Annotated in this window: 22 protein-coding genes and 1 pseudogene; 11 read left to right on the plus strand and 12 right to left on the minus strand. The window is 54.9% G+C overall.

What is annotated here, in order from left to right; translation table 11 throughout:
- Nucleotides 1–136 precede the first annotated feature (136 nt).
- The 5 genes from GOB94_RS14205 (at nucleotide 137) to GOB94_RS14225 (ending at nucleotide 6,725) form a co-directional block, all read left to right on the plus strand.
- Nucleotides 137–355 (plus strand): helix-turn-helix domain-containing protein, encoded by a 219-nt coding sequence (locus tag GOB94_RS14205; protein ID WP_182276530.1) that lies wholly within the window; start codon nucleotides 137–139, stop codon nucleotides 353–355.
- A gap of 88 nt (nucleotides 356–443) precedes the next feature.
- The gene (locus GOB94_RS14210) at nucleotides 444–1,241 is read left to right on the plus strand and encodes a hypothetical protein (RefSeq protein WP_182276531.1); all 798 of its coding nucleotides are present in this window, start codon (nucleotides 444–446) and stop codon (nucleotides 1,239–1,241) included.
- A gap of 753 nt (nucleotides 1,242–1,994) precedes the next feature.
- Nucleotides 1,995–2,408 carry an SOS response-associated peptidase family protein gene (locus tag GOB94_RS14215; protein ID WP_182276532.1) on the plus strand — a complete coding sequence of 138 codons (414 nt, stop codon included), beginning with the start codon at nucleotides 1,995–1,997 and terminating at the stop codon, nucleotides 2,406–2,408.
- An 89-nt stretch (nucleotides 2,409–2,497) separates the two neighbouring features.
- Nucleotides 2,498–3,244: a Hachiman antiphage defense system protein HamA gene (locus GOB94_RS14220; RefSeq protein WP_182276533.1), complete on the plus strand. Its 747-nt coding sequence runs from the start codon at nucleotides 2,498–2,500 to the stop codon at nucleotides 3,242–3,244.
- Nucleotides 3,234–6,725 (plus strand): DEAD/DEAH box helicase, encoded by a 3,492-nt coding sequence (locus GOB94_RS14225; RefSeq protein WP_182276534.1) that lies wholly within the window; start codon nucleotides 3,234–3,236, stop codon nucleotides 6,723–6,725. The genes GOB94_RS14220 and GOB94_RS14225 overlap by 11 nt, the downstream gene beginning before the upstream one ends.
- A gap of 52 nt (nucleotides 6,726–6,777) precedes the next feature.
- On the opposite strand, the gene GOB94_RS14230 is transcribed toward GOB94_RS14225, so the two are convergent.
- Nucleotides 6,778–7,275, minus strand: a complete 498-nt coding sequence (locus tag GOB94_RS14230; RefSeq protein ID WP_182276535.1) for a hypothetical protein — start codon at nucleotides 7,273–7,275, stop codon at nucleotides 6,778–6,780.
- A gap of 249 nt (nucleotides 7,276–7,524) precedes the next feature.
- On the opposite strand from GOB94_RS14230, the gene GOB94_RS14235 reads away from it, so the two are divergent.
- The 3 genes from GOB94_RS14235 (at nucleotide 7,525) to GOB94_RS14245 (ending at nucleotide 12,069) form a co-directional block, all read left to right on the plus strand.
- Nucleotides 7,525–8,895 (plus strand): DUF4365 domain-containing protein, encoded by a 1,371-nt coding sequence (locus tag GOB94_RS14235; RefSeq protein ID WP_182276536.1) that lies wholly within the window; start codon nucleotides 7,525–7,527, stop codon nucleotides 8,893–8,895.
- Nucleotides 8,892–10,361 carry a hypothetical protein gene (locus tag GOB94_RS14240; protein ID WP_182276537.1) on the plus strand — a complete coding sequence of 490 codons (1,470 nt, stop codon included), beginning with the start codon at nucleotides 8,892–8,894 and terminating at the stop codon, nucleotides 10,359–10,361. The genes GOB94_RS14235 and GOB94_RS14240 overlap by 4 nt, the downstream gene beginning before the upstream one ends.
- Nucleotides 10,362–11,244: 883 nt before the next feature.
- The gene (locus GOB94_RS14245) at nucleotides 11,245–12,069 is read left to right on the plus strand and encodes an 8-oxoguanine DNA glycosylase (protein WP_182276538.1); all 825 of its coding nucleotides are present in this window, start codon (nucleotides 11,245–11,247) and stop codon (nucleotides 12,067–12,069) included.
- Between the two features lies 1 nt (nucleotide 12,070).
- Here GOB94_RS14245 and GOB94_RS14250 read toward each other — a convergent pair whose 3' ends face one another.
- Together GOB94_RS14250 and GOB94_RS14255 are read right to left on the minus strand one after the other, a co-directional pair.
- Nucleotides 12,071–12,664: a 7-cyano-7-deazaguanine synthase gene (locus GOB94_RS14250; RefSeq protein ID WP_182276539.1), complete on the minus strand. Its 594-nt coding sequence runs from the start codon at nucleotides 12,662–12,664 to the stop codon at nucleotides 12,071–12,073.
- The gene (locus tag GOB94_RS14255; protein WP_220464936.1) at nucleotides 12,657–13,892 is read right to left on the minus strand and encodes a PfkB family carbohydrate kinase; all 1,236 of its coding nucleotides are present in this window, start codon (nucleotides 13,890–13,892) and stop codon (nucleotides 12,657–12,659) included. Before GOB94_RS14255 ends, GOB94_RS14250 begins: the two co-directional genes overlap by 8 nt.
- Nucleotides 13,893–14,430: 538 nt before the next feature.
- Between GOB94_RS14255 and GOB94_RS16940 the strand changes: the two are divergent.
- A pseudogene (locus tag GOB94_RS16940) lies at nucleotides 14,431–14,541 on the plus strand (integrase core domain-containing protein); the annotation flags it as partial.
- A 199-nt stretch (nucleotides 14,542–14,740) separates the two neighbouring features.
- Here GOB94_RS16940 and GOB94_RS14265 read toward each other — a convergent pair.
- From GOB94_RS14265 to GOB94_RS14290, 6 genes are all read right to left on the minus strand, one after another.
- Entirely contained in the window at nucleotides 14,741–15,751 is a 1,011-nt protein-coding gene (locus GOB94_RS14265; RefSeq protein ID WP_182276541.1) for a site-specific integrase, read from the minus strand.
- Nucleotides 15,752–16,080: 329 nt separating this feature from the next.
- Nucleotides 16,081–17,130, minus strand: coding sequence for a Fic family protein (locus tag GOB94_RS14270; RefSeq protein ID WP_182276542.1), 1,050 nt, complete (start codon nucleotides 17,128–17,130; stop codon nucleotides 16,081–16,083).
- A gap of 178 nt (nucleotides 17,131–17,308) precedes the next feature.
- The gene (locus GOB94_RS14275; protein ID WP_182276543.1) at nucleotides 17,309–17,752 is read right to left on the minus strand and encodes a VOC family protein; all 444 of its coding nucleotides are present in this window, start codon (nucleotides 17,750–17,752) and stop codon (nucleotides 17,309–17,311) included.
- Between the two features lie 38 nt (nucleotides 17,753–17,790).
- On the minus strand, nucleotides 17,791–18,825 hold the full coding sequence (locus GOB94_RS14280) for an alpha/beta hydrolase (protein WP_255483989.1): 1,035 nt from the start codon (nucleotides 18,823–18,825) through the stop codon (nucleotides 17,791–17,793).
- Nucleotides 18,822–19,769, minus strand: a complete 948-nt coding sequence (locus tag GOB94_RS14285; protein ID WP_182276545.1) for an alpha/beta hydrolase — start codon at nucleotides 19,767–19,769, stop codon at nucleotides 18,822–18,824. The genes GOB94_RS14280 and GOB94_RS14285 overlap by 4 nt, the downstream gene beginning before the upstream one ends.
- A gap of 244 nt (nucleotides 19,770–20,013) precedes the next feature.
- Nucleotides 20,014–20,769 carry an SDR family oxidoreductase gene (locus tag GOB94_RS14290; RefSeq protein ID WP_182276546.1) on the minus strand — a complete coding sequence of 252 codons (756 nt, stop codon included), beginning with the start codon at nucleotides 20,767–20,769 and terminating at the stop codon, nucleotides 20,014–20,016.
- 100 nt (nucleotides 20,770–20,869) lie between these two features.
- On the opposite strand from GOB94_RS14290, the gene GOB94_RS14295 reads away from it, so the two are divergent.
- Nucleotides 20,870–21,799 (plus strand): AraC family transcriptional regulator, encoded by a 930-nt coding sequence (locus tag GOB94_RS14295; RefSeq protein ID WP_182276547.1) that lies wholly within the window; start codon nucleotides 20,870–20,872, stop codon nucleotides 21,797–21,799.
- Between the two features lie 174 nt (nucleotides 21,800–21,973).
- Here the strand turns inward: GOB94_RS14295 and GOB94_RS14300 are convergent, their stop codons facing one another.
- The 3 genes from GOB94_RS14300 to GOB94_RS14310 form a co-directional block, all read right to left on the minus strand.
- A complete protein-coding gene (locus GOB94_RS14300; protein ID WP_182276548.1) occupies nucleotides 21,974–22,573 on the minus strand; it encodes a hypothetical protein in 600 nt (199 codons plus the stop codon).
- A 94-nt stretch (nucleotides 22,574–22,667) separates the two neighbouring features.
- The gene (locus GOB94_RS14305) at nucleotides 22,668–23,510 is read right to left on the minus strand and encodes a type 1 glutamine amidotransferase domain-containing protein (protein ID WP_182276549.1); all 843 of its coding nucleotides are present in this window, start codon (nucleotides 23,508–23,510) and stop codon (nucleotides 22,668–22,670) included.
- Between the two features lie 56 nt (nucleotides 23,511–23,566).
- Nucleotides 23,567–24,445 carry an NmrA family NAD(P)-binding protein gene (locus GOB94_RS14310; protein WP_182276550.1) on the minus strand — a complete coding sequence of 293 codons (879 nt, stop codon included), beginning with the start codon at nucleotides 24,443–24,445 and terminating at the stop codon, nucleotides 23,567–23,569.
- Nucleotides 24,446–24,621: 176 nt separating this feature from the next.
- On the opposite strand from GOB94_RS14310, the gene GOB94_RS14315 reads away from it, so the two are divergent.
- Nucleotides 24,622–25,479 (plus strand): LysR family transcriptional regulator, encoded by an 858-nt coding sequence (locus GOB94_RS14315; protein ID WP_255483991.1) that lies wholly within the window; start codon nucleotides 24,622–24,624, stop codon nucleotides 25,477–25,479.
- Nucleotides 25,480–26,126 lie beyond the last annotated feature (647 nt).

The raw sequence follows: 26,126 nt of genomic DNA on the forward strand, positions 1-26,126 counted from the left end.
TGAAAAGCCCGCCGCCCGCTGAGGCCAACATGACAGATGTCATGTATTTGCCGTTTGTTTTCACCCTATTTGACCGAATTTCCATTCGGTGGGACATTCTCCAAACCTTACTTCTCGTGAGGACTATGGAGGAAGAATGACCTTAGCTGAAATTGTCGAAGGGAAGAAAGAAGCTCTCCGCGTGACGGAGATCGCTGAAATCCTGGATGTCTCGATCAAGAAGATCTATCGCATGACCGCAAGGGGGCAAATTCCCTCTCTCAAGATCTCTAGTTCAATCCGATTTGACCCTCAAGAGATTGCCGCCTGGCTAAGAAGCCAAGCAACTACAAGTCCAGTACGGCGCTCTCGTTAGCGGATCATGCCTACCTGGAGAAAATAGCTCTCCGCAACTCACCCTCAAAAGAAACGTACCAAGATGCTTGTTGAGATTGGAGGATGGAATGGTTAAGGACGAACTTAGAATAGGCGCAGAATATGCATTCCGAAAGGAGCATACTCTCAACTGCCCGTTACAGCGTATTCGCTTACTTGAATGGGCTCGGGGCAAATGGAAAGCAGAATGGGTTGATCCGAACCCTGGCCTGATCGACTATGCTGCCCCAAAGCAGATCGTAGCAAGATGGGAAGATCACAAAGGCTTTCTTCTGGACGAAGCTTCTTGGGCTCACCTGATGGAATACAACCGATCTCTCGGCTACACGTCGGAATCTCCAATTTATCTGGCTATTGAGGAGATATTCGACAGCACCGGAGAACACATTACCTTCCATAAGGGAATTCTTTCATCGTCTTTGGAAGCCATGACGCGCGTTATGGCCCGAGCAGGACTTGTTCAAAATGAGTTGAAACTGCCCGCATACAAGGATCGAAAGGGTAATGTTCATTTGCCATTCGACCAGGCGATGGAAATCGGCCAGAGCTTCTGTAGGGCTGAGCCATTGAGCGTACTAAAAGAAGTTGAATCAACAGAACGCCAATGGTCTAGGGAAGCGTCTCGCCCAGGCGAGGAGTACATAATACCTCTCCTTAATTCCTATAGACCGGCTTGGGCTCTCCTTCGTCAGTGGTGCGGCAATGACGACTCCACTGCGACTCAAGAGAAACGGATCAACACTCTTGTGCAGCTTCTTGAGGGTGCCGTTCATGCACTGCAAAAAGCGGGAGCTGGCGATGAGGCAGTTCGTATACGTCATATATTGGAACATGGATGCGATTCCAATCATGCTCGTGTGTGTTGAGTCAAATGTGCCGCATATGATTTCTGATTTTCAGAAATTAGGGCCAGGGTCGATATCGAACAAACCCGTGCCTTAGGGCGTGGCCCTGAAAAGGCCGGCGTCGGCGGTTCAGCCGCTGCTTGGTTTTGCCGGTGGAACTAGGTAGCTGGGCGGATCAAATCCAATTTAAACGCTAAAGACAGCAAGTTCGGTGCATTGCAAGCCCCGCAACCATCTCAAATTTGCGAAGTTGCCTACGCTACAGGATCAAGCAACAGCCCCAGAATTGAGACATGCAGGGGTGTGTAATGCTGGACACAGCCGTCTCTGGCCACCACCTGACTTCTATATTTATCATCAAGATACAGCTTATTCTGAACCGCCGAAATCATGTTTGGCTCTGCTTGCAACGGCTGAGGATGGCAACCCCTCTTTGTTGCAGATCATTGATTTCAAGCGAGCCGTTGGAAATGAATCACTTTAAATTTGGCCGCAGGCACGGCGTCCCGACTACCATCTGGGGCTGAGTGATCTTGGATGGTAGTCTCTGCGCGTGCGGAGATTCCCCCCCAAACATTGGTCTGCCGGCGGTAAGCAAAGGCACATCTCCGGCGGACCTGCTTAGAGTGTAGGTTCTCTCTGAACTTCGTAAAAAACAGGGAAAAATCGGCTATTTCAAGGCGCATCATATGCCTTCGTGGAAGTAGCTGCGTTCGTGATGACAAGGAGTACCTCACGAAACCTTTGATCTATTTGAGCGGCCGCCGTTAGAGGATGCGCTGGGGATTTAAACTGCCCGACCGCCTGCTCTTCAATGCGCGATCCGAGGGTATCGCCCAAGCAAACTTCTGGAAAGACGCATTTCGTACCGGACGCGCCATCGCTCCAGGTGGCGCTATTTTCGAGTGGAAGAAGATGACTGTAGGGGGAAAGAAGCCTAAATATAAAATCACCATACCGGGACAGGAGCCCATCGCCAAGGCTGTCATGTGGAAGCTCTGGCAGAATCCTAAGAGTTGCCAGTGGGAACTCACCTTTGCAATCCTCACCGGTGATCCAAATGAACTCGTCGCGCCGATCCACCCGCGCATGACGACCTTCATCGAGCCACGAGATATAGCGGAATACTTGGCGCCAACCGAACGCCCTCCCTCAGGAGCTAATGTGTCCCGTTTTGGAACCACATAAATCTTATCTTGAGTCTTGTAGAACTTACTGGCTTTACAGTGTTTAGAGCTATCATGGCTTAGCAGTGCTTCAGTGGAGTTCAAACGCCTGTGCCAAGCGAGCTGTTCTCGAAATGGTTGGAACCCGGTTCATCATCTGGCACAGCGATCGACTATTTCGTGGAGAAGAAGGGTGGACAGCAGGTTGGCCTCAAGCTGCTGAAGCCGCTCATGGCGGATCACTTCGTCGGTGAATCGACGGTCATGAAGCTAGGCGGCTATGAAAGATCCGCTGAAGTGCTCAAGAACAGCCTGCCCGAAAATAAACGTACCCAATCAGGCGACATGGGCGAGTTGCTGGCCACGGAATACGTCAACTCTCAGACAGAGTTCACTGTGCCCATTAAGAAGCTGCAATGGAAGAGTGATCGACAGATGCCGATGCACGGCAACGACGTCCTTGGGCTCAACTACACGAGCACTCCACGGAAGATTCTGAAGTGTGAATGCAAAAGCCGTAATCAGTTCGGAGATAGTGCCGTGACTGAAGCCAGCGACGGGTTGAACAATTTCGACGGTCGACCGAACCCCTCGACGTTGGCCTTCATTACAAAACGCCTCTTTGAAGCCGACAAGGATGACGAAGCCAAGATGTGGAGCGAGCTTCAGACAAAAGACCCGTTGCCGGCCAAAAATTTGACACAGATGGTCTTCGCCCTCGGCGGCAATGATCCCACCCCTGCACTCGCGAAGTGCCCCAAGGCTGCGGTCAAGGGAATTCAGCGGAGGCACGCAGCCATCCGCCTCTCGGCTTATCCGGACTTTATGAAGGCGGTCTACACAGTCGATGGCAAATAATGTCGAAGCGATCGTCGGACGGCTCAATGAGCTGATCGCCCCTGCAGCGCGTGGGCGGTTGTTAGCCCGGGGGCTGGCGCGTGGACTGCTCTGGCGGGATGGCGTCTTGCCTTTGGGTGCGCCGGAATTCACTCCCTCGCTCAGTCTTGATCTGCTGGACTTCGGCTATGGCGTGTTGGCACTTGCCTTGGAGGTACGCGACGCGAACCAAACACGCGAACCGGCATTTCCGACCTCCGATGCTTTTCGCGTCGCCGCCGAAGCGATCGAATCGGCGGTGCGTCGAGACGAAAGCGCAGGCCGGGATCGCGGCCGTCATCTTGTGGTGAGCGCCACTGCATTCCACCTAGCCGGGTACGCGGCTCGATCCTATTCCATGCTGCCGGTGCCAGCCTTGGAAGCAAACCTGTCAACCCAGGAACGGTGTCTAGCTCTGATCCTGCGGAAAGATATGGGCATCCTGCGAGAGCAGGTAGTTGATTGGTTTTCGGCGACCAACAGGAGCGATGATCAGATCGCGGCACGCCTGCTCGATCCCGAAGATTCATTCAATGCGGATGACGCAATGGTTCTCGCGGCAACTAACGCCTACATGCACGCGGTAGGACTAGCCGATTCAGGCCTGCTCTACGGGAACCGCGACCTGTTTCAGGGCGCCATCGATCTCTTGCGGAGGCTGATCGCCGCGACTGCTGAGAGTGGCCAACTTGCGACTTGGTGGGTGGCTACGCTGACATTGCATCTGTTGGAAGACCTCTGGAATTCCAGCCTTCATCAGCGTTTGCCCCAGCAGGGACCTGTCTCCGGAGTCGAACGATGGCCGGAACTTCGCTCCAACTTCATTGCTCAGATGGGCGTGAGACATCCTCCGCAACTGGAGCTGTGGCCCTCTCAACTCGATGCCGCCCGGCGTGCTGTCGACTTGTCGGATGATCTCGTCATTGCTCTACCCACTAGCGCGGGCAAAACACGCATTGCGGAACTCTGCATCCTCTGCACACTGGCAGGCGGGAAGCGAGTCGTCTATGTCACGCCATTGCGGGCCTTGTCTGCCCAGGTCGAACGGGTCTTGGCCCGGACGTTTATTCCGCTTGGATTCAGTGTTACCTCATTGTACGGTGCGGCAGGCGCCACTGTCGCTGACGCGGAGAGCCTTGCCAGCGCCAACATCGTCGTAGCGACGCCGGAGAAGCTCGACTTTGCGATGCGTCAAGACCCGACTGTTCTGGACGATGTCGGTCTGATCGTCTTTGACGAGGGCCACATGATCGGTCTGGGAAGTCGCGAGCTGCGCTACGAAGCCCTGGTACAGAAGCTCCTTCGCCGCAGTGACGCAAACCAACGTCGAATCGTCTGCCTATCGGCGATGTTCAACGCTCAGGACCCATATTTCGAAGACTTCACTAAATGGCTGCGCAGCGATGATCCCGGAGCTCCGGTACAGGTATCCTGGCGTCCCACACGTCAGCGCCTGGCAACGCTCGATTGGTATACGTCCTCCGAGTCTGCCCGGCTGACATTCCGTGAAGAAGAGGCGTTCGTCCCCAACTTCCTGAAGGTCCGTGGCGGGAAAGGACAGCGTAAGAACGGCTTTCCCTTCGACGACAATGAGTTCCACGTGGCGACGGTCGATGCTTTCGCTGGGGACGGCCACTCCGTTCTGGTGTATTGCCCTGTTCGCAAGCAGACGGAGAGTTTGGCAAAGGCCTTTCTTAAGGCCTCGAAGCAGAAGTATCTGGAGCATGTCCGTCCTCTCGCGCCATTGGACTTCACTTTTGCGGCGGCCATCGGGCGGGAATGGCTAGGCGAGTCGCATTGCGCGTATACGGCGCTTGAGGCGGGTGTAGGCATCCATCATGGAGCGCTTCCCAGACCCTTCCTGAGCGCCATCGAGCAACTGCTACATCAGAGGAAGCTGAGCGTCGTGATTGCCTCGCCCACGCTTGCACAAGGTCTTGACCTCTCTTGCAGTGTGCTGGTATTTCGTTCGCTGCAGCGATACGAGCAGGGGGCGTGGAAGTACATCAGCGCAGCGGAGTTTTCAAACGTAGTTGGGCGTGTGGGGCGCGCATTCGTCGACCTCGACGGAATCGCCGTGCTGCCAACCTTCAATGCAGATAAGCGCGCGGAGCAACACAAGAACTATGCAAAATTGATTGAAGACTCCACGGGGCAACAACTGGTCAGCGGCTTGGCACGTCTCGTGGCAAATCTGGCAATGCGCATAGCGACATTGTTGCGGGTTCCAACCCAGAATTTCTCGGAGTACGTGTTAAACAATCCCGTGCTGTGGGACGATCCTCGTCTCGCGGACACGAAAGACGACGAAGAGGACGAAGAAGTCGAAGCGACGACGCAGCGCCTGTCGGCTGATCTCGCGGACCTGGATGTCGCCATCTTATCGACGATGGACCAGCTCGGGGCTGATGTCTCTCAGATTGCAACGCTGCTCGATGAGACGTTGAAAGGATCGCTATGGCGGAGAACCCTCAACCGGTCGAACCAGCTCACGCAGACGGTTGAGCGCGAGGTACTGATTTCGCGAGCCACATGGCTATGGAGTCGAACGTCCACACAGCAGCGCGCGGCGCTGTACGCCTCGGGACTCGGCATGGAGCCCGGCCTGTTTCTCGACAATCATCGCGAGGAATTGATCGACTCCCTCGCGCAATTACACGCTGCCTTCTTGATCGCAGAAGCAGAGACGGCTGGTCAGGCCGCAGTTCGCTTTGCGACGATCGTTCTTGAGCATCCGTTCTTTGGCGTGAGGAAATTGCCGGAATCGTGGGAAATTGCACTCCAAAATTGGATTGCCGGCGTTCCGGCGGCGGACATTCTGGACGATCGAAAGGGACACGACTTCAACCGAATGCAGATATTCCTACAGGACGCTATCGCCTTCAAACTGGTCTGGGCCGCAGAGGCGGTGCGAGTCCAGGCGAACGCACTGGCTCATCCTCGGCTCCTTGAGTTGGGAGAGGGTCCTGCGCTCGCGTTTACGTATGGAGTCAGCAACCGCCCTGCGGCCCTGCTGTGCCAGATGGGCTTGGCCTCACGGACTGCCGCACTGTGGGCGGTCGAAAAAGCCAATGCGACGTTCAAGAACACTTTTGGAGCCAAGCTCTGGTTATCGAACCATGAGCAGCTACTCGGACAGAGAGACTTCTGGCAGACCGATGACCAGCATTTGCTGTGGAACCGCTTTGTGACTCGGGAAGACATCGACTCCCCGAGGGAGTGGAAGCGTTTGCAGTTTGCTCTCGACATCCAGTGGAGCGGCGTACCGCTTCCTCCGCGATCGACGGTGCGGGTAGTTCCCAAGGCAGATAGCACAGGCCTCGTCTGCACAAGTGGTTTACGTCCGGTGGGCCGGATTGCGATGCCGTTCGACTGTACCGCGTGGCATACCGAGGCCGTGACTGGAGACGATGGCAAGTTGTTGTTCTCCCTCTATGGACCAGAGCATTACGCCGCCAACTGATGTGCCGCTCGCTGAGCGGAACATCAGGTATCCCTGAAGACCTGCTTGCTGGCTACACGACCAGTCCTCTAGCCGACGCCCAACCGTGGATGAACTGACGCAGTTCCTCGACTCTGTAACGGAGCCTTTCTGTTCCCGCCCTGCCGTCGCGAATGGAGATGAGGGCATCATTCTGAAGGAGGATATTGACCAAGCCAAGCCTGTCCCAATGCTCCTCTCCATCATGACCCGGGTTGAGCCATTGCGCATAGATCGCAAAACCCTCGGTGAAGATGTGATTCCAGGTACTTTCGAATGCTTCCTCCACATACTGGACCGAACAGAGAACGATTCGGCAATCGACATCCGCAAGCACCTCTGCGGCATATTTCTTTCGCTCTTCATTGGAACCGCTGATCAGAAAGACTTCAGCCGTGTGCCCCTCGTCGTCCAACCAAAGTCTTCGGGGCTCTTTGCCCGTTCGGACTTCATGACCGAAGAGACTATTCCATGTAGTCGATTTGCCGGAATTCCGGCTACCGATCACCGCAACGAACAAACGATCCGCCATTTCATCCCTCTCCAGAGCCGGAGTTGCACAACTTTATAATGCTGCATTGGGCCGTTCACACGCTGTGCGAGGATGCCGGCGATGTCGCTATGACCAGTCTGATCGAGAACTGGATAGACCAGGGGCAGAGGCGGAGCTGGTTTCTTTTCGCGCCGTAGATAGGTGGAATCGAACCGAGATTTACACGGATTTATACAGAACCATTGGAGTTAGTTCTAATTTCCTATGCCAATCCGAGATAATGGAGGGATGGCGAACAGAAGGCGACAGCAGAGCAAAATTCGGCCAAAAACCTTGTCGTCCACGGGACAGACTGGCCAGCAGGGAGTCAATTTCATCGAGGGGATTCTCTTGAAGATGGGCTCCCGCTGGACGGCCAGCGGACCGAACGAAGTGGGGATTGATGGTTACATCGAACTCTTCGACCCCGCCAAGCGAGTCCCCTTGGGCTTGAATCTGGCCGTACAAAGCAAAGTTGTCTCGTCCATCCGCGATGCCGTCGACGAATTCCGTTATACCTGCAATCCGAGTGATTTGCAGTACTGGCTTAAAACCAATCTTCCGGTGATTCTGATCGTTTCCGATCCAGAGACGCAGCAGGGCTACTGGGTCTCCATTCCCGAGGTTTTCCGGGACTGGAAGCCCGGCGACAGCACCTCCATCCTTTATCGAAAAGAACAACACCGCTTTAGCACGGCATCCCTGTCGGAACTTGTGCGCGTGGCCGCACCGAAAGGAGAGTTATACCTTCCGCCACGGCCCACTGCCGAACGTCTTTGGAGCAACCTGCTTGCGATTGAAGGATTGCCCGCTGTGGTCTACGTGGCGGCGACGCAGTATCGGGACCCCACGGATATATGGGAGATTCTGAATCGGAAGAAGATTCGCCCCGCATCCGGGTGGATTATTTGGGAGAAGAAGCTTATCAGTTTCGAAGATCTATCTAGCTCGGATTGGGACTCGATCTGCGAGCCTGGAACGGTCGAAGGGTTCGACACGGTGGAGTGGTCGGAGTCTGATGATCCCGAACGGACGCGCCTCTTCGTCCAGTTGTTGAACAAGACGCTGCGCGCACAGGTTGACGCCCGTCTGCGGTTTTGGCCGAAGGACGACTGCTTCGCGATGGTTGGGGAAAAACGAAAGCAATCCTACAAATCGCTCAAGCGAACGAGTGGCCTGAGCGTCGTTTCCCAATTCAGCAGCAAGGCCAAGGATGGAAGGGTCTTCCACTATCGTCGACACCTTGCCTTTCGCGGGCAATTTCGCTTTTTAGACGGTGCCTGGTTTCTTGAGATCACACCGACCTACCGCTTCACCAGTGACGGTTTCAAACGTGACATGTTCCACGAGTCGCGATTGAAAAAGATCAAAGAGATCGAGGGAAACCGCGCCGTGCTGAGTTGCGTGCTCTTCTGGGCAAACCACCTTCAGCCGGAAGACGGGCTCTTCGCCGGTCCTCAACCGCCCATCGTATTCGGCGAGTTGAAAACGATCAATGTGAACATCGGAGTGGATGATAAGTCCTGGCAGCAAAATGATCCAGACACGGCAGCACTCGATCAGCAGAGCAGCTCGCAGGGCCTGTTGCCGATGGAGATTCCGACGGGAGAGGCCAAATGAAATTCGAATTCTTCGATGAGCCTGAACTCGAATTTGGCAATGGCGGCACTCATGTGGACATCCGTTATGGCCTCATGGCGCACGGCCCATTGGATCTCGACGAGACGACCGCACCGCAGCAGATTCGCGTGGGACTTTTGGGAACGGCAGAGAGCGTGGCCGCTGTGCGGGCCTGGTTCGAAAAGTGTGAAGCCGGGATCGACGCCAAGAAAAGCCGTCTCGGGAATCTCTTTCCGCCTTTCCCGGGTTTTCGCGAGGACACAGCGTTCCGCTCGCAACTAATGTTTCACGACCGCTGGACTTCGACGATTCGTCAACGGGAGATCGACCCGCTGCTCCAGACGCCTGGGAGTCCTACCCTCGTGCAGGACTTCGTCAAGCTTTTCATTGAACACGTGAATGCTGTGCGTGAAAGCGGTGGGCCAATGGTCATCGTGTGCGCGCCACCCAAAGATGTTCTCGATGCGGTCGATGCACGGGTCTCGCGCAAGGTAGACGCACAGGAGCAGGATCTGGACGAAAGCGCTGAGGAGACGGAAGCAGCCGTTCCGAGTCCCGCTTTCCATGACCTGTTGAAGGCCGAAGTCATGCGGGTTGGCGTGCCAATTCAGATGATCCGTCCTTCTACCTATGGCGGACAGGCGAAGCGCAACCCGAAATCAAGGGCCAGCTCTTTGCCTTTGCAGGATGAGGCGACACGAGCATGGAACATTCACGCCGCACTCTACTACAAAGCAGGGGGAGCTCCGTGGAGATTGCTGCGCAATCCGAGTGAACTGACGACGTGCTTTGTAGGCATCAGCTTTTATCGGAGTCTCGACGGGGACCGGATCATGACGTCCGTCGCTCAGGTCTTCAATGAACGGGGCGAAGGTGTGATCGTCAAAGGAGCGCAGGCAGAACTTGATAAGAACGATCGGCAACCCCACCTCAAGAAGGAAGATGCCAAAGCGTTGCTGAAGAATGCGATCGCTGTGTACCGCAAGGAACATCACACTAGTCCGGCGCGACTCGTGGTGCACAAAACATCGCGACTCACGGCTGGAGAGATGGAAGGCTTTCGCAGTGCTGCGGACGAACACGACATCGAATCGGTCGAAATGATTAGTGTCAAGCGTTCGTTCACCAGGCTTTATCGAGAAGGGACGTATCCGCCGCTGCGAGGCAGCTTCCTGAAGCTCCAAGAAAACAGTGGTCTTCTCTACCTGCGTGGAAGCGTTCAGTTCTTTGAGACCTATCCGGGGATGTATGTTCCAAGGCCGCTCGAACTATCCGTGACAAAGGCTGAGACGAGCGTCGAACAGATCGCGCGCGAAATGTTGTCGCTGTCGAAGCTGAATTGGAACAACACCCAGTTCGATGGAGGAGAGCCCATCACGTTACGAGCAGCGCGCCGCGTCGGAGATATTCTGAAGTGCATTCCGGAGAATGGCATCATCCTGCCCAGCTTCCGTTTCTTTATCTAATCCTATGACTATCCCTCTTTCCGATGCGGAGTTGGGCGCGAGGTTGGACGCCCGGAGGCAGCAAGGCTTTCTTGTGCCCCTGAATCCGGCGGAAGGCGCCGCTCACAATCAGTGCCGTGAGAAAACCGAAATCACGCTTTCTGCGTTGATTTTTATTTAGCAGTTAAGACCACGTGGGGAACTATTGACATCATCGCCACATTTGACGATGATTCGGTATGCGCTATTCAGGAGGAAAAGGAAAGAGCTACCCGCACCTGCTCAATCTAATGCCTCCGCACGAGACCTATGTCGAATCGCATCTCGGAGGTGGCGCGGTTATGAGGCATAAGCGCCCCTCGCCGCGCCAGATCGGTATTGATATAGATCCGGCCGTCATCACGAAGTGGAGAAAAATCCCGGATCGTCCTTGCGAAGTTGTATGCGGCGATGCCGTTGAGCACCTTAGCGCGCTAGCCGTAGACCAGAACACGCTGATCTATGCTGATCCGCCATACGTATCCAGCACTCGACGGCGCTCTCGTGTATACCGTTTCGATTACACCGATGATGATCACGAGCGTTTGATTGACTGTCTATCCGGGAAAGCATGCTTGGTCATGCTGTCGGGATACGACAACGACCTATACAGAAGCCGATTGAGCGGGTGGACCAAGGTCTCCTTTCCCGCCAAAACACATACAGGGGTTCGAGAGGAGTCGGTTTGGCTCAACTTCGATCCGCCAAAACGGCTGCATGACAGCACTCATCTGGGCAAGAGTTTTCGAGAACGAGAAGTTATCAAGAAACGACGGACAAGATTGCAATCCCGTATAACAAGCCTTCCGGTAGTCGAGCAGCACGGCCTACTCACCTGGCTGCAATGCCAACTTGAGGAAACTATATGAGTCGTCTTGTAAGTTTGTTCATCGAAGACCAGTTAGTGCAACGTGAAATGCCACAGGCGACTGACGAACTCTTACCCGGAGTCTCTTGGGGTGATCCTTGGACATTATTTACGCCCGCATATTGGCTTGCTCTGGCATGGATAACCAAAGTCGATCGCAGCAAAACGAACAGGTATCGTGCAAAGGACGGAATTGTTAATGAACTCGGATTTTGCATGCTTGGTGGCTTTGGCATTACCGCCGAACTCGCAACAGTCGCATTCGAGCGATGCAAAGAGGCAGGTCTCTTTGCCAATGCGGAAACGCGTGCAGAAAGATGGACGACCGAATTAAGCAGCCCTTTCACCCTCAATGGGCGGTCAATCAGATACCGCTATCCCAATCAGAAAGCGCGATTCCTCTCCGCAGCGATGAAATACGTGAAAGAGCACGAATTGAGTTTGGATTCGGGACGGGCCCTCCGTGATCAACTGTTGGAGATTGCGGGGGTAGGCTACAAGACTGCGAGTTGGGTTACACGAAATGTATTGGACAGTGATGATGTTGCGATTTTAGATATCCATTTGATTCGAGCAGGGCGTCTATGTGGGCTGTTTTCTGCCAAAGATGATGTGCAGCGTAACTACTTGAGCATGGAGGAGCGTTTCCTTTTATTCTCACGGCAACTGCAGCTTCGTCCCGCAATTTTGGATTGTTTGATTTGGGATGAAATGCGCGCGGCTGGTCCTCTGCCGATCAATCTTCTGAATGAAACAGACCATACTCATACCGGACATCGTCGATCAAAGTCAGGCCAGACGCAATTATGGCTTTCTGTTTGAACTATAGTTCCCAGCCGAGCACTCTCATTACTTCCGAGTGCTTATTACAGCCAGGACAGCGACCGCAAGCGACATGGGATGTGTGACAAGAGTGCGCCCATCCCAAGAGGGACGGATCCACGTTAGAGACCTTCACAAGTTCGACTGTGTCTAAGTGGATCGCAGGTGCAACGATCGCGATTCCACCTTCTTGTTGCGCAACCAGATCAGCGATCTGGTTGAGGAATACAGGGCTGCCATCAGCGTGGCGACTATCATTTTGAACCGTACCAATCAAGACGGCGTTTAGGGAACGCGGCATCGCATACATCGCACCGAGCGTCAGTAGAAATTGATTGCGAAACGGCCAGAACTCTTCGTGCGAAGAAAATTCAGAAACTGGCTTTCCGGCCAGCGCACCAGAGCCGAGCTCATTAATAGGCACTCGAATGACATCGTGGAACAACCCGAGTCTACGGCATACTTCGCTGGCTGCATCCACTTCTGCAGCCGCGGGGCGTTGACCATAATCAATGGTCAGACACTGCGCAGGGCGGAGCCATGCAGCTATCGCAATCGAATCGATGCCGCCCGATAGTAGGAGCAGTTCAGACATCGCCCATCAACTGCCAGCAAGCGGTATATACGCTCGTCGCGAAGTCGTTAGAAATGGCACAGCCGGAACCGATCAGCATCGTGAGCGGTTTAGCTTCAATCGACTCTGCGAGACCGACCACAGGTATGCCGCGCGCCCGAGCGTACCCGACCTCAAATATGGTTCCAGTATCGAGGCCGTTCAATAACGCGAACACAAGCGCGCTGTTTTCTAAAGCAAAGAGGTCTGCTGGCGCAACCACGTTTGCCGGCCCCTCACCAATTTCATGGATTGGTGAGAACACCTTAAAACCCATATCATGCAATGCAAAGCGGGCTTCATCGACCAGCCATTGTTCATTGGTTGTGAAAAATGGACCAGCCAGATAGATCGTTCCATCAGGGATTGCCCGGGACGTATCGCTTGACTTGGAGAGCGCTAAATTTGAATCTTCACGAATCCGCATCAAGGTCTCTTGCGAGAATGTTTCAGCTCTGGTCCCCACGTACTCTGCAACGGTCCGCGATGCAAACCACGCGGACTCTAGAACAGCGCGCCCCTCCTGGAGCCATGCATGGGCAAATGCAGCGGAAAACACATCTCCAGATCCAATCTTCCAGACCCTCGGGCTCGGAAAAGCTCGTATCCATTTGTGGGAGGTTGCTGTCGCGACGAGTGCTCCTTGTGGACCACATTTGATGATGACTGCAATGCAGCTTCCGTTTTCTAAGAGCCTCGCGGCAATTCGTTCGGGGTCTTTCTCGTCGGTCATGGCTCGACCTTCCGACCAAGAGGCTAGAACAACCAACTCTTCCGCTGAAGATCCATTTCCGTCGAAATGTTGAGCGCGAAAGCCATCTTGAGGATCATAGACAGCTCGCTTCGCGATCACTTTCGGGCGTCCCTCCATCATCCCAAAAACCAGCGCGTGATCTGTCACGACGTTGGGACGATCTTTGATTGGAGTAACGATTGCCGGGTAAACATCAGGCTTGGCTAGAGGATGTCGATATCGAAACCAGATATCGTCGCACCCGGAGACCGCTTCGAGGGCAATACCTTTGCGCTTTGCGATATCGCCGAAGTCGCCTGCTAGAGCAGGACCGATCACCGTATGAAGCGCGGTCGAGTTCCCCAGCCCCATCAAGATGCAGGCGGCCCGCATTCCGCTTCCACGGTAGATAGTTGAACGAGGGAAAGAACAATCCTCGGCATAGCACCCGCCAATCACCGAAATTGGAAGGTTCATTTGGGATCGATCCGAACGACGCACTGCCCACCGTTCAGCTGCACTACTGTCGCTTGGTAATCGAACCCGGAGTTAATACAGTTCACCAATTGGGCCACCTGGGAGCTGATTAGTGATCCAGCAGTCTGACCATTATATTCGAGGACGATTCCTTGCCCCTGGGAGTTCAGGACGACATCCAGCAGATCCCCAATCTTTAATTGGCTCACGATCGCGGGTTTCGGCGAATTAAGGGTCGCCTGGAAAGTCAACCGCGCGCACGGACTAGCTGGGGCACTTGGCGTGTAACCGCCCGATCCTGAACCACCCATCGTTGATTCTCCTGAAATTCGCAAACGATTGAGAACACCAGAACTAACAGGTTCGAGTTCGGCTCGCAACAACTATCGGAGAATGGGTGCGTATGCATGCGTAAAGGCAGCCAGATTCTTCACCTTGACGTATGCGGAGGCGGCGTACGCAATCCCCGCGAAGCTGGCCGCATGGCTTTCAGGCAATCCATAAAGCGCAATGGAGTTGGCGTTCTGCACGACTATAACTCTTCTACTCAACGAAAGAACTACGCGTGCTGGCTGAGCGCTGGTGCGTTCACTACAACACTGTCAGCCCCCACTCATCGCTAGGCTACAAGCCGCTAGCGCCAGAAGCTTGGCCGACAACCAACACGGGGCATGCAGAAGTGGGAACCGCTATGCGCTTCCTACTTCTCCTCCCGACGGCGACCACCTGAACTCAGAGGTAGGCGCGTTGCACTAACTCCTTACTAGTACAAAACATTGGGCATGCCAATCGAGCTTGCCGGTCCCGTAAACCGTGAGACTTGAAGCATCGAAATACGCATTGTGCTCTCAAGCTTCTTTGTTCTCTTCTTGCGCCCTTTTCATGAGATTCCAGATTTGCCCCGCAACTTTGACAGTCTTCGCAATATGGCTTTGTCCAAGTTTGGCGTAGCGCTCGGTCATCTTGATATTGGCATGACCGAGAATCTTGGCGAGTTCATAAAGATCTCCACCGTTCATCATGTACCAGGAGGCGAAGGTGTGACGCAGATCATGAAACCGGAAATCGGAGATTTCTGCCCTCTCAAGCATCTCAGCGAAGCTCCCATTCAATCGCTGACGTCGACTTGTCACACCGCCTTTGGGTGGAAAAACTCGGTTTTCACCGATTGGTTTGGGATATTGCCGAATCTCTTCTGCGAGCTGTGATGTCATAGGGACGTACCGCTCCCTACCTTTTTTCAGCTTCATCCGAACCTTTATTAGCCCTGCGCTGTACATCACATCCGACCAATAGATCTGATGAATTTCACCCGACCGCATGCCTGTCGATAGAGCAATCAACGCGATCAGTCTCATACGAAGATAGGTCTGATTAAAGTCTTTGCTGCCCTTTCGAAACACTTTTTCATCCAGAGCTATCTTCAACCGACATAGTTCGTCTTCTGAGAGAAATCGCTCCCGTGAATCATCTGGGCGGTGTACCTCGATCAGACTAGCCGGATTCTTATCGATCCCTGTCTGTTTAGACCATATCGTTGAAGCCTTGCGCATCATGTGGCGCATGACATTGAAGTGGCGTGCAGCGGTGTTGACTGCCAGACCGCGCTTTCCCGTCAGGTTTTCGTACCAGCGTTGCACCGCATAACCATCAACCTCTCGCACGAACATACGACCCAGCTCAGCTCTGATACCTTCGACGATGCTCTTTTCGCGATCTGCTGAACTCTTTTTGCTTCCAAAGTGCAACCAATATTGATCGACCAACTCTGACATCTGATAATTCACTTCTTTTTTGATATCGAGGTGTCGATTTTCGTCCCTAAGTGACAACTTCTTGCGAAGGATCTTCTTTGCCAATTCACGGCAACCATGGACTCGTAGACTCCGGTGGCGACCGCCTTCTCGCCAGCGAATTTTGTATAGGCCATCGGACAATTTACTAATACACACGTATGTTTTCCTTCCAATCAATGGCTTCAATCATGTTTTGCTCGATGTAACAGTTCAGTACCTTCACATCGAAACCGCAACGCATGGCCAATCTTCACGAAAGGGATTTCCCGCAGGCTGTCTTTTGAATAGACCGTTGAAATCTTGATTCTTAGATACTGGGTGTTTCTTCTACATCGGGCGTTATCGAGAATGATGAGATTCTCTGGAATCTTGAATGACATACATCTTCGTTCTTATGGAAGTCTGTACCAGGTAGAACGGCCACCGCCATGTCTCAACAGCAAGCCCTTATCAACAAGTGAGGTGAATGTAGCTTTAAGGGTATTAGGGCTTGCACCGAATTCTCGTACCATGTCTCGGGTGGTGACACGCCCTTGATCACGCGCATAGTCCAGAATCCTGACAGCCAGTTCCGGCAGTGTAGCAAGAGCGATCTTTTCCCGTTCCACCTTCACTGCGAGCCGACGCTTTTGCTGTTGCAGGACACGCATGAAGAAAAGCAGCCACGGTTGCCAGTTCGGCGTGTCGGTCCGAATGGTGCTTTGGGTTTGCCGCAGGCCCAGGTAGTAGGCTTCCTTACTGTGTTCAATCACACTCTCAAGCGACGAATAAGGCACGTAGCTATAACCAGCCTGCAGTAAAAGCAAAGTGGTCAGTACGCGGCTCAGTCGTCCATTACCGTCTTGAAAAGGATGAATTTCAAGAAAGACGACAATAAAAACAGCGACGGTGAGCAATGGATGTAGGCGACGAATTTCGCGCTCCTCATCCAGCCACGCGACGAGTTCTGCCATGCGGTGCGGGGTATCGAATGGAGTGGCCGTTTCGAACATGATTCCGATCATCTTGCCAGCGGCATCAAAGGCGCCCACATCGTTGCGCAAAGTCTTGTAGTTCCCGCGATGCCGCTCGTCCTTCTCGCTGTGCTGCAAAAGATCACGGTGAAGCTGCTTAATGTAATTCTCGGTGAGTGGAATATCTGACCACGACCGGAAGACTGTTTCCATTACATCGGCATAGCCCGCGACTTCCTGTTCATCACGACTTCCAAAATGCCTGATTTCAAGGCTTCCGAGCAACCGTTCCACTTCACGGTCGGTCAGCTTGCTTCCCTCGATGCGAGTCGAGGATCCGATACTCTCGACAGTAGCCACATGGCGTAGCGCATTCAGACGCTCTGGTGCGATCGTGCTGAGGGCACGCCATGCCCCTTTGAACTCATCAATCTCGGAAAGGAGAGCAAGAAGTTCTTGGGTAACGAGAATCGTGTCAGTGTTGATCATACCGGCTAATATACCGGATTATACCGGATTACTGGCCGCAAAGAATACCGGATTATACCTGTTTACCCTTCTATGCCTTCAAGCCACTTTCCGGATTGGGGGAGCTGATTCCCGGCGCTCTGGCCATATAACCTATTTCCTATCACGGATCAAAGAGTTCGGGTATTGCCCGTTGGCCTTATTGGGTGATGGGCTGGATCACCTCGAAAAGATTGCCCCAGGGATCTGCAAAGAACGCAACGCGGAGGCCCATCGCGGGTACATCATGTGGCTCGCTCGCGATCGTCACGTTGCGGCGTTTCAGTTCGTCGATGACAGCGTCGACACTATCGACGCTGAAACCCGGGTGGTGCCAGCCGGACATGTTGTAGCTGTCATGCAGATCGTTGTACGTGGGGCGTTCTGCTGCGCCTGGCCCTGCCATCAGCTCGAAGTGGAAGCTATCGTCTCCAGCTGGGTAAAGAAAACTGAAGCTGAGCCCGGCTACGGACACCGTTTGCTTCACTCGAAAATCGAGCTTGTCGGCATACCAGGCAACGGCTGAGCCAAAGTCCGGTACGCGGATGGCAGTGTGATTGATCTTCAGAGAAGCGAGCGGGCCGGAGGTGTGAGGTGTGTTCATTGTTTTCCTAGAGGATTGCTGGGGGTTATCGCAAAAAACTACAGCGCTGTCATTTTTAGCCAGGAACGTATCGCTTGCATAACTTCTGTCTTGCGTTCGAGAGGCAGCCAGTGGCCCGAAGGCAGATTTGTCACGGTAAGGTCGGGGCAGGCGCTGCGCATCGGTTCACCAAAACGGTTGTGGGTGATATCGCAGAGGCCGTCGAATTGGCCATTGATAAACAGCACGGGCTGACGCAGCCGTCCGCCATCCGGTGCCGCACGTGCGTAGGCGATGTTGACGCTGTCGTTGAGGTACCAGGAGTTGGCGGGCCGGAATCCGGTAACGCGGAACGCTTCGACCAGGGAGGTGAAATCGGCACGCGGCCAGAGCGCGGGATCAGGTTGTACCGCCGGCGCGTGGTGCTCTGAACCGAACCAGCCGCCATTGTGGGTGACGACCGCGGACCGGTACACCTTACCTACTGCCTCGGGATTTCCGCTGCGGTATATCGCCGCGAGGCTCGACGGGATGTCAGCATTGAAGTCGGCGACCGTCTGGTCGAAATGAGTCAGGTAGAAACGGTAGTAGTCCCATTGTCCGTCGGGATACTGGTCGGCCGGATAGAGCTCGCGATCGATGAGCGGCAGGAGGCCGGGCAACGCGAAGGCCTGCGGGGCATAAGGGACAGAGACAAAGACGACGGCGCGGCTTCGCTCCGCGTGATGCGCGGCCAGCGCACCGACGACGGGACTTCCGAGGTCGTGGCCGACCCAGATAGCGGGGCCGGCGCCGAGATAATCATGCAGCTCGACCATGTCGTCGACAATCTCTTTCAGGGCATAGGCCTCGGAGGAGGACGGCGCAGATGATCCGCCGTAGCCACGCATGTCCGGGGCGATACAGCGCCAGCCTTCGGAGGCGAAGACCTCGACCTGCGCGCGCCATAGCAGGCCGATACCGGGCCAGCCGTGGAGGAAGATCATCAGTGGGCCGCCGGCGGGTCCGGCCTCCCAGTAGTGCGTCGTGTGGCGTGGAGAGCTGAAAGTGGTGCTGGTGAGTGTGAAGTCTTTCTCCATCGCGATCTCCTTCATGCAGGGTTGACCGTGCGCAGAAACTTCACAAGCTGTTCGCTGACTTCGGCAAATGCTTCGTGTTGTATCCAGTGGCCTACGTTGTCGAGTTCGAGGTTTCCGACCAGGCCCGGGAGGCCAGCGTGAAGTTTTTCGGCAGGCGGATAGAGCGCCCCTAGGCCGTCGGCCTTTCCCGAGATGTAAAACGAGGGCTGGGTGATCTTCGCGCCTTTCCAGGCGGCGGACAGGTAGAAATATGGCTCGGCGGCGCGATAGTAGCTCAGTGCGCCGTGAAAACCGGTACGCTTGAATTCCGCTATGTTGTGAGCCACGTAATCCGGTTCCACCCATGAGGGGAGCGGCCCGGGAGCGGGCCGATGAAGACTTCGTGCAGGGGCAAGAGGGTTCCATCGCGTGTCGGCTGGAGCGGAGCCTGATGCCCAATACAAAATCCCCGGAATTGTTACTGCAGCATCGGCCCATATCTGATCGGCTTCCGGTTTGATCTGTTCGAACATGTAGAAGTCGCTTTCATGCCCGGTGGTGCGCATACGCTCAAAGACGCTGACATCACCGCGCGGGAAGTAAGGCACGCTCAGGCAGAACACCGCAGTGAATCGATCAGGGCGCATCATGGCGGCATTCCATGCATGGGTTGCACCCCAGTCGTGACCGACGATCACGGCACTGGGGATGTTCAGCGCGTCGAGGAGGCCGATCAGGTCACCTGCCGTGTGCAGCGGCGTATACAAGGTTGAATCAGATGGAGCGGAACTGCGCCCGTAGCCGCGCATGTCGGGAGCAATCGCGCGAAAGCCGGCTGACGCGATAGCTTGCATCTGCCTGCGCCATGTATATGCCGTGTCCGGAAAACCGTGACAGAAAAGAACGGCCGGCCCGTTCCCAATTTCAGTTACGTGGAGAGAGATGCCATTTGCAGGGACCTGATACTGTTTGAGTTCCATCGTTCCTCTATGTTCATCATAGGAAATGGGCCTGGTCGTGCGACCCAAAAGGATAAGTAACGTCAAACGCCGTTCTGGTGAGTGACGCGCCGCAAGCAGCAAGGGGATGATGCAGAAAGGGGGAAACGCGGCTATTACGAAACCCGTCCATTGACTCATTCTGTCAGATGGACTCTCCGCATAGTCCGGAATGGCGGTATGACTTCGTTCATCCCGCCGCTGTCCATTGCGAAAGCAGTTCTTATTAGACGATATTCGCTTCTGCCATCCAGATCTCGGCGTCCGCACCCGCTGCTGTGTGCAGCGGTGAAGCCGGATCATTCACCACCCGCCAGATTGCCTCAGCGACGTCAGGCGAATGGGTCATCGGGCCGGATGTGTCGCGGATGGAGGCCAGAACGTTATTGATCATCGGAGCGTAGTCCGGGTTGTCAAGACCACGCAAGTGCGGAAACGCATTCGCTCCGAACCGCGTCTCGGGCGAGCGTCCGGGTAAGACGAGATGCACACGCACTCCGAATTGCTTCACCTCCATCGCGAGTGACTCGGTAAAGGCATTCACCGCGGCCTTGCTGGCCCGGTACATCCCGATCAGCGGAAGGGTCCTGAGCGTCACCGTCGAGGTGACGTTGATGATGACGCCCGACCGGCGCTGTCGGAATGCCGGCAGCACCGCCTGAACCATCGCCAGTGTGCCGAGCGTGTTGGTTTCGAACAGAGCGCGCGCTGTGGCGGGCTCGGTCAACTCGATCGGCGACGGGGCACCGAAGCCAGCGTTGTTTATTAGCACATCGATCTCGCCCGCATCGGCGACAGCTTTCGCCACGCTGTTAGGATCGGTGACGTCGAGCGGCAGGATCTGCAGGCGATCGGACTTCGGCAGCAACTCCACGTCAACCGTGCGCATTGTCGCGACGACATCCCAGCCGCGCTCAAGAAACAGCTTCGCGGTTTCCTGACCAAAACCAGACGAACAACCCGTAATCAGAATCTTTGACATAAAGGCACCTCCCGATGCGGTTCAATATGTATGAGGATAGGCCGGATGCACAGGACTTTCTACGGTTGACAGTCCTTGATTCTTTTGCGAGAGTCCTTTCATGTCTGTTGACCCGCTAGCGGAAGTGGTTACCCTGCTCCAGCCGGCCGCGCGTGCTTCCAAGCTGGTGGAGTGCGCCGGTCAGTGGCGAACCCACCGCGAAGGAACGGGCGAGCCGTTCTTCTGCGCCGTGTTGGAGGGCCACTGCCGCATCACGGTGGAGGGACGTCCGCCGATGACCCTGGAGGCAGGCGACTTCTTGCTGATACCTGCCTTGCGCGACCTCGTCAACGAAAGCCTGGATGCCCCGCCTGAGGGCGTCATGACCAACTCGGTTCAGCACAGCCCGGGCTACTTTCGCGTCGGCGACCAGCAGGGCTCGATAGCATTACGCGCACAGATTGGGCATTGCAGCTTCGCTTCGCCTGACGCAGAACTGCTCGTACCTCTGCTTCCGCAGATCGTGGTCGTACGCGAGGAGCCACGGCTCGCTGCGCTGATGCAACTGGTCGATGGAGAGACCCGTGCGCGGCGGCCAGCGCGCGATTTGGTGCTCGAACGGCTGCTGGAGGTGCTGCTCATCGAGGCGTTGCGGGCCGGCGGAGAGACTACCTCTGCACCGGGCCTGGCACGAGGCCTTGCGGATGATCGCCTTGCGACAGCGCTTTGCTCCCTGCATGCACATCCAGAGTTTCCCTGGACGGTGCCGAAGCTCGCGGCTGAGGCGGCACTCTCGCGCTCAGCGTTTTTCGCTCGGTTCACTCGTACTGTTGGCTTGCCGCCGATGGAATACCTTCTGGCGTGGAGGATGGCACTCGCCAGGCGGCTGTTGAATGCTCACAAATTAGGGATGGAACAGGTTGCTGAGCGCGTGGGCTACAGCTCGGCTAGTAGCTTCACCGTTGCCTTTGCCAGACATGTAGGCATATCGCCTGCAAGATATGCGCGAGATCACTCCGCTTCTCGGATTCTGGCCGATCAGCTTTTGTAACGATCTTCTCGTCGGTTCGCGATTACTGACGACAAGCCGACATATCGGTACTAATCCGGTGTCGGTGAGTAAATTGGCGATCACGCGCTCGTTGAGCGTGAAAAACGGATATCCCACGAAAACTCATTTGTTGAGCTGATCCGCAACCTGAGATATAGATGCATTCGATTGGATTCACTTTTCTGAAATCCTTTTCAATGAAGCTAGCCACAAATCGTGACCGCGATGCATTGCCTGGGGATCTCTTCGGCGGACCTCAATCGCGCCGGCCCCCTTTACGACCTCCTCGGTGATTACGTGACAGCCCGCAGGAACTTTCTCCAGAAGGAAGGTGTGATATGCCTGTGTTGCTGTTCCGTCACCAAACCAGCCAATGCGGCTTGTGCGTACGAATTCATGAACACGGCTTTCGACGTGGACTCCAAAGGTATCCCATGAAAAGCGAGTGTCTGGATGAAGCTTTCCATCCGGACTATTCAACAACCGAACGTTATGAGAGTTCGCATACCATTCCGGCCACGAAGATGCCTTGACCAGATGGTTCCAAACAACGGAGCAGGGCGCCTGAATCACCACTTCATTGTGTGCGAACAAGTCTGCATCTTGTGGCGTATATCCGTCTGGCCAGTGGATTGTAAAAGAACGCAGAGGCCAGTCAGGATTGTCAGTCTGCGATGCCTGCCCCTGAGCGGGCCGGCTCAGCGCCGCACCCAGGGTTGCCAGACATACAACAATCCAGCCCGCCATCATGATTTGCTTTCGAAAGAAATTCATTTTAGGACTCCTGCTGGAAAATCAAGATCGAAGGCGCGACTCTCATGTCCACGCAGGGCGCGCGAAAGCAACCTGCGTGGACACGAGCACGCTCTCACTGGTTCTTCAACGTACGCAGAACGATGTCCATCAAGGGGGCATCCGAAGCAGGATTCTGGCCCGTTATCAACTCGCGGTCCACAATCGCATGTGGCTGCCAGGCTTCCGCCGCGTTCGAGATATTTCCGCCGGCGATCTGTAGAGCATCCTGCGGGAAGAAGAGCGGGTCGCCTTTGAAGACATACTGGGCCGCGATCTTCTCTTCTGCATCGCTGAAGATGGTCATGCTGTACCCGGCATAGGGCCATCCAACGGCGATCTTTCGAGCCTCATCCACGTCGCCTGAACGAAGCGCCTTCTGGTATGCGATTGGGTCGCTGGTTGCCGAAGCGAGAGCGACCGGTCCATGGCACAGCAGGACAATGGTCTTATTGTGTTTGTGAAAGTAGACAAGAATCTTTCCGAGCTCAGGGCTTGCCATCAGATCGATCATGGGCGCAGGTCCTCCAGGAACGAACACCGCCTTGTACTGATCCAGACCGCCAGCGATTGCCTGGTTTAGCGTGAGTGGATGATCGAGACCTCTCAACGTCTTCTGAAATTCCACGGCAGCCTTCAGGCGCTCTTCGCTCTCGCCAAAGTATGTCTTGTTTACTGAATCAGCGGCCACTTGCGGCGTGTTGCCCTTTGGATTGGCAAAGACAAGCTCATAACCAGCGTTCTTGAAACGCATCGCGGGGTCGACCAACTCATTGAGGTAATAGCCGGTCTCGAATGTCTTCCCATCTTTCAACGGAAGGGTCGTTTCACTTGAAAGAACTACGAGAATTTTTCCTTTGTCTTGCTGCGCCGACGCGCCGCTTATCGAGGCTGCTGTAACTACCGCTGCTATGACCATATTCCTCCATATCTTCATGTCGTTCCTCTTTCCTGCCTTTGTGTAATGCTGCTTCTTTAGCCTTGTGTCGAGTCCACAGCCTCCTGCAGCACTTGCTCCAGCGTTGTCGCAGCGATGACCCGCTCAGCGCTCGTATTTCCAAATGCAATCCAATGGCTGTTAAACCCTTCAATCATCTCGGCCATCGCTTCCGCAGAGCGCGGGGTGAGACCCCAACTCTGATAAGTGGGAATCCATTGGTCTCGCGGAACTATCGCGGCCTTTATCTCTCTGCCGAAGATTTTGCTGAACACTGACGCAACGTCGAGTGGGGAGAGCGCGGGCTCCGCAGCCAGTTCGATCACTCGATGACCCGACCATGCCTGCTGAAGAAGCTCTGCAGCTAGCGTCCCAATGTCCTTGGTAGCGATCATCGGCACGCGTAGATTTAGAGGATCGAGAAAACTCCAGAGCACACCCGTTTCCCGGGCCGAAGGAATGAGCCCATGGAAGTTCTCCATAAACCAGCCCGCGCGAATGGCAGCCGTCGCGATCGGCAAGCTAGAAAATGCCTCTTCCATCGCGTGCAGCTTGAGGATGGCTCCTGTCCCGATTTCACGTTCTGCCCCGATGGAGGAAAGAAAGACCACCTTGCGAATTCCTGCGGCCACTACTGCATGTTTCAGGCTGTCCAAGTCCCTGGTGTTTTCCGCGAACATGTCCTGGGCTTCGAAATAGGTCGGCAGCATGATGTACACGCCCTCGCTTCCTTCCAGAGCGCGTGCCATCTGTTTTTTGTCCGAAAGCTCTGCCGCGACGATCTCCGCGCCCCGCTCTCGCCATTCAATCGCCTTGGCCACATTGCGGACGATGCCTCGGACCTTCTGCCCATTGGCAAGAAGCGCCCTTGCTGCCGTGCCGCCCGTCTTTCCCGTAATACCGATGACTGTGTACATAACTACCTCTTCCAACCGAATCTCCTGCTACGGTGGATAGGATTCGCGAGGATGTGTGCGCAATTCAAGCATTTATCACACAAAATACATGATCTAAAATCATTAATATGGAGACAGACGCACGTATCCTTGGCGGAATCGCCACACTCTCGGCCGTGGTTGAGTCAGGGAGCTTTGTGAGAGCAGCCAACACTTTGGGCGTTACCCAATCTGCGGTGAGCCGCGCCATTGGCAAACTGGAGGTCCGAATTGGCATACGGTTGTTTCATCGCACAACCAGGACCGTGAAGTTGACCGCGGAGGGCAGGCAGTTTTACGAGGAGATCGCACCTCTGCTCGACGGCATTAAGAATGCCGTGACATCGGCGAGTGGCGCAGGCACTTCGGTCAAGGGGCATCTGCGCGTCAATATTGATCCATTGTTTTCGCGGCTGCTGATCGCTCCACAGATTGGAAAATTTCTTGATCGTTATCCTAAACTTTCTCTGGAGTTGGTAACGCGAAGTTTACCGGGAGATTTGGTCAGTGAGGGCTTCGACGTCGGCATTCGTTTCGGAGATCCGGCTCCCTCTTCGCTTGTCATTCGAAAGTTGCTGGAAACTCGCATTCTCACCGTAGCCGCACCCGGCTATATCGAACGATTCGGCCGCCCTAGCAAGCCGGCAGATCTCCGGGACCATGATTGTCTTCAATTCCGCAACTCCGCCACCGGCCAACCGTATGAATGGGAATTCCACAGGGGACGCAAAGTCGTCCCGGTTAAAACCAATAGCCAGCTTATGGTGACTGACGCGGGCACTCTGCTGGCGGCCTGCCTCGCTGGCGCCGGAATCGCGCAAGTGATGAACCTTGAGATTCAGCCACTGCTCGATTCGGGCAAACTCATCGATCTTTTCCCAGACTGGCCGGATGAAACGTTCCCTCTCTACATGCTCTATCCTTCTCGCACATTGCCTCCGGCGAAACTGCGGGTATTTATAGATTTCGCGCAGACGGTGACTGGACAGTGCTCCGATGGTGCTGGGAACACGTAGCCTTTTCAGTAGGTGGATGTTCTGGTGAGATACCCGGAATGTTGGCTTGTATTCTGCAATTGTCGCCTCACTGTCCCATCCAGGCCAATGCACCCGTCGAGTAAGGGGTAGAGTCGACATCGAAGCGAAGATTAGTCTTGTGAAACGCGCTTCGCGGAAGCAATCCTCAGCGAGTGATAAATCGCCAATGTGCTCACCGACATCGGATTAGTGCCGACATGTCAGCATATGGGAAATGGCGTGCGCCCCTTTTGAGTAAGCGGGATGCAAAGCCCGTCACCCATGAGACCTCACTGATTAAGACTCGACTCTTATGCCAGCTGATGTCTCCTGCGTCTCGATCCGACTTCGTTGTAACGCTTTATCCACTTGTTTGCGGTCGGACGTGAGAGCCGTGCGCATGGCGCAAGTCCGTCAGTGACATCTCTTACTGCTGATAGGTCGATAGAGAACTGCAGGAGTTGACCCACAACCCCACTCTCTTTCCAGGATATAAACGCATCTTCTTTGCGTCTCGTTCCTCGTTGAAGAGCCCCTTCTCCCGTATCTGTAAGCCTTTATAAACCATATTCCCGGTAGCTACTCAACTGCCATCCCTCACGACGTCGCTGCACCCGCGCTGGGACCTCGGCCGGAAGGTATTTCTA

Source organism: Granulicella sp. 5B5, assembly GCF_014083945.1.
GTDB lineage: Bacteria > Acidobacteriota > Terriglobia > Terriglobales > Acidobacteriaceae > Granulicella.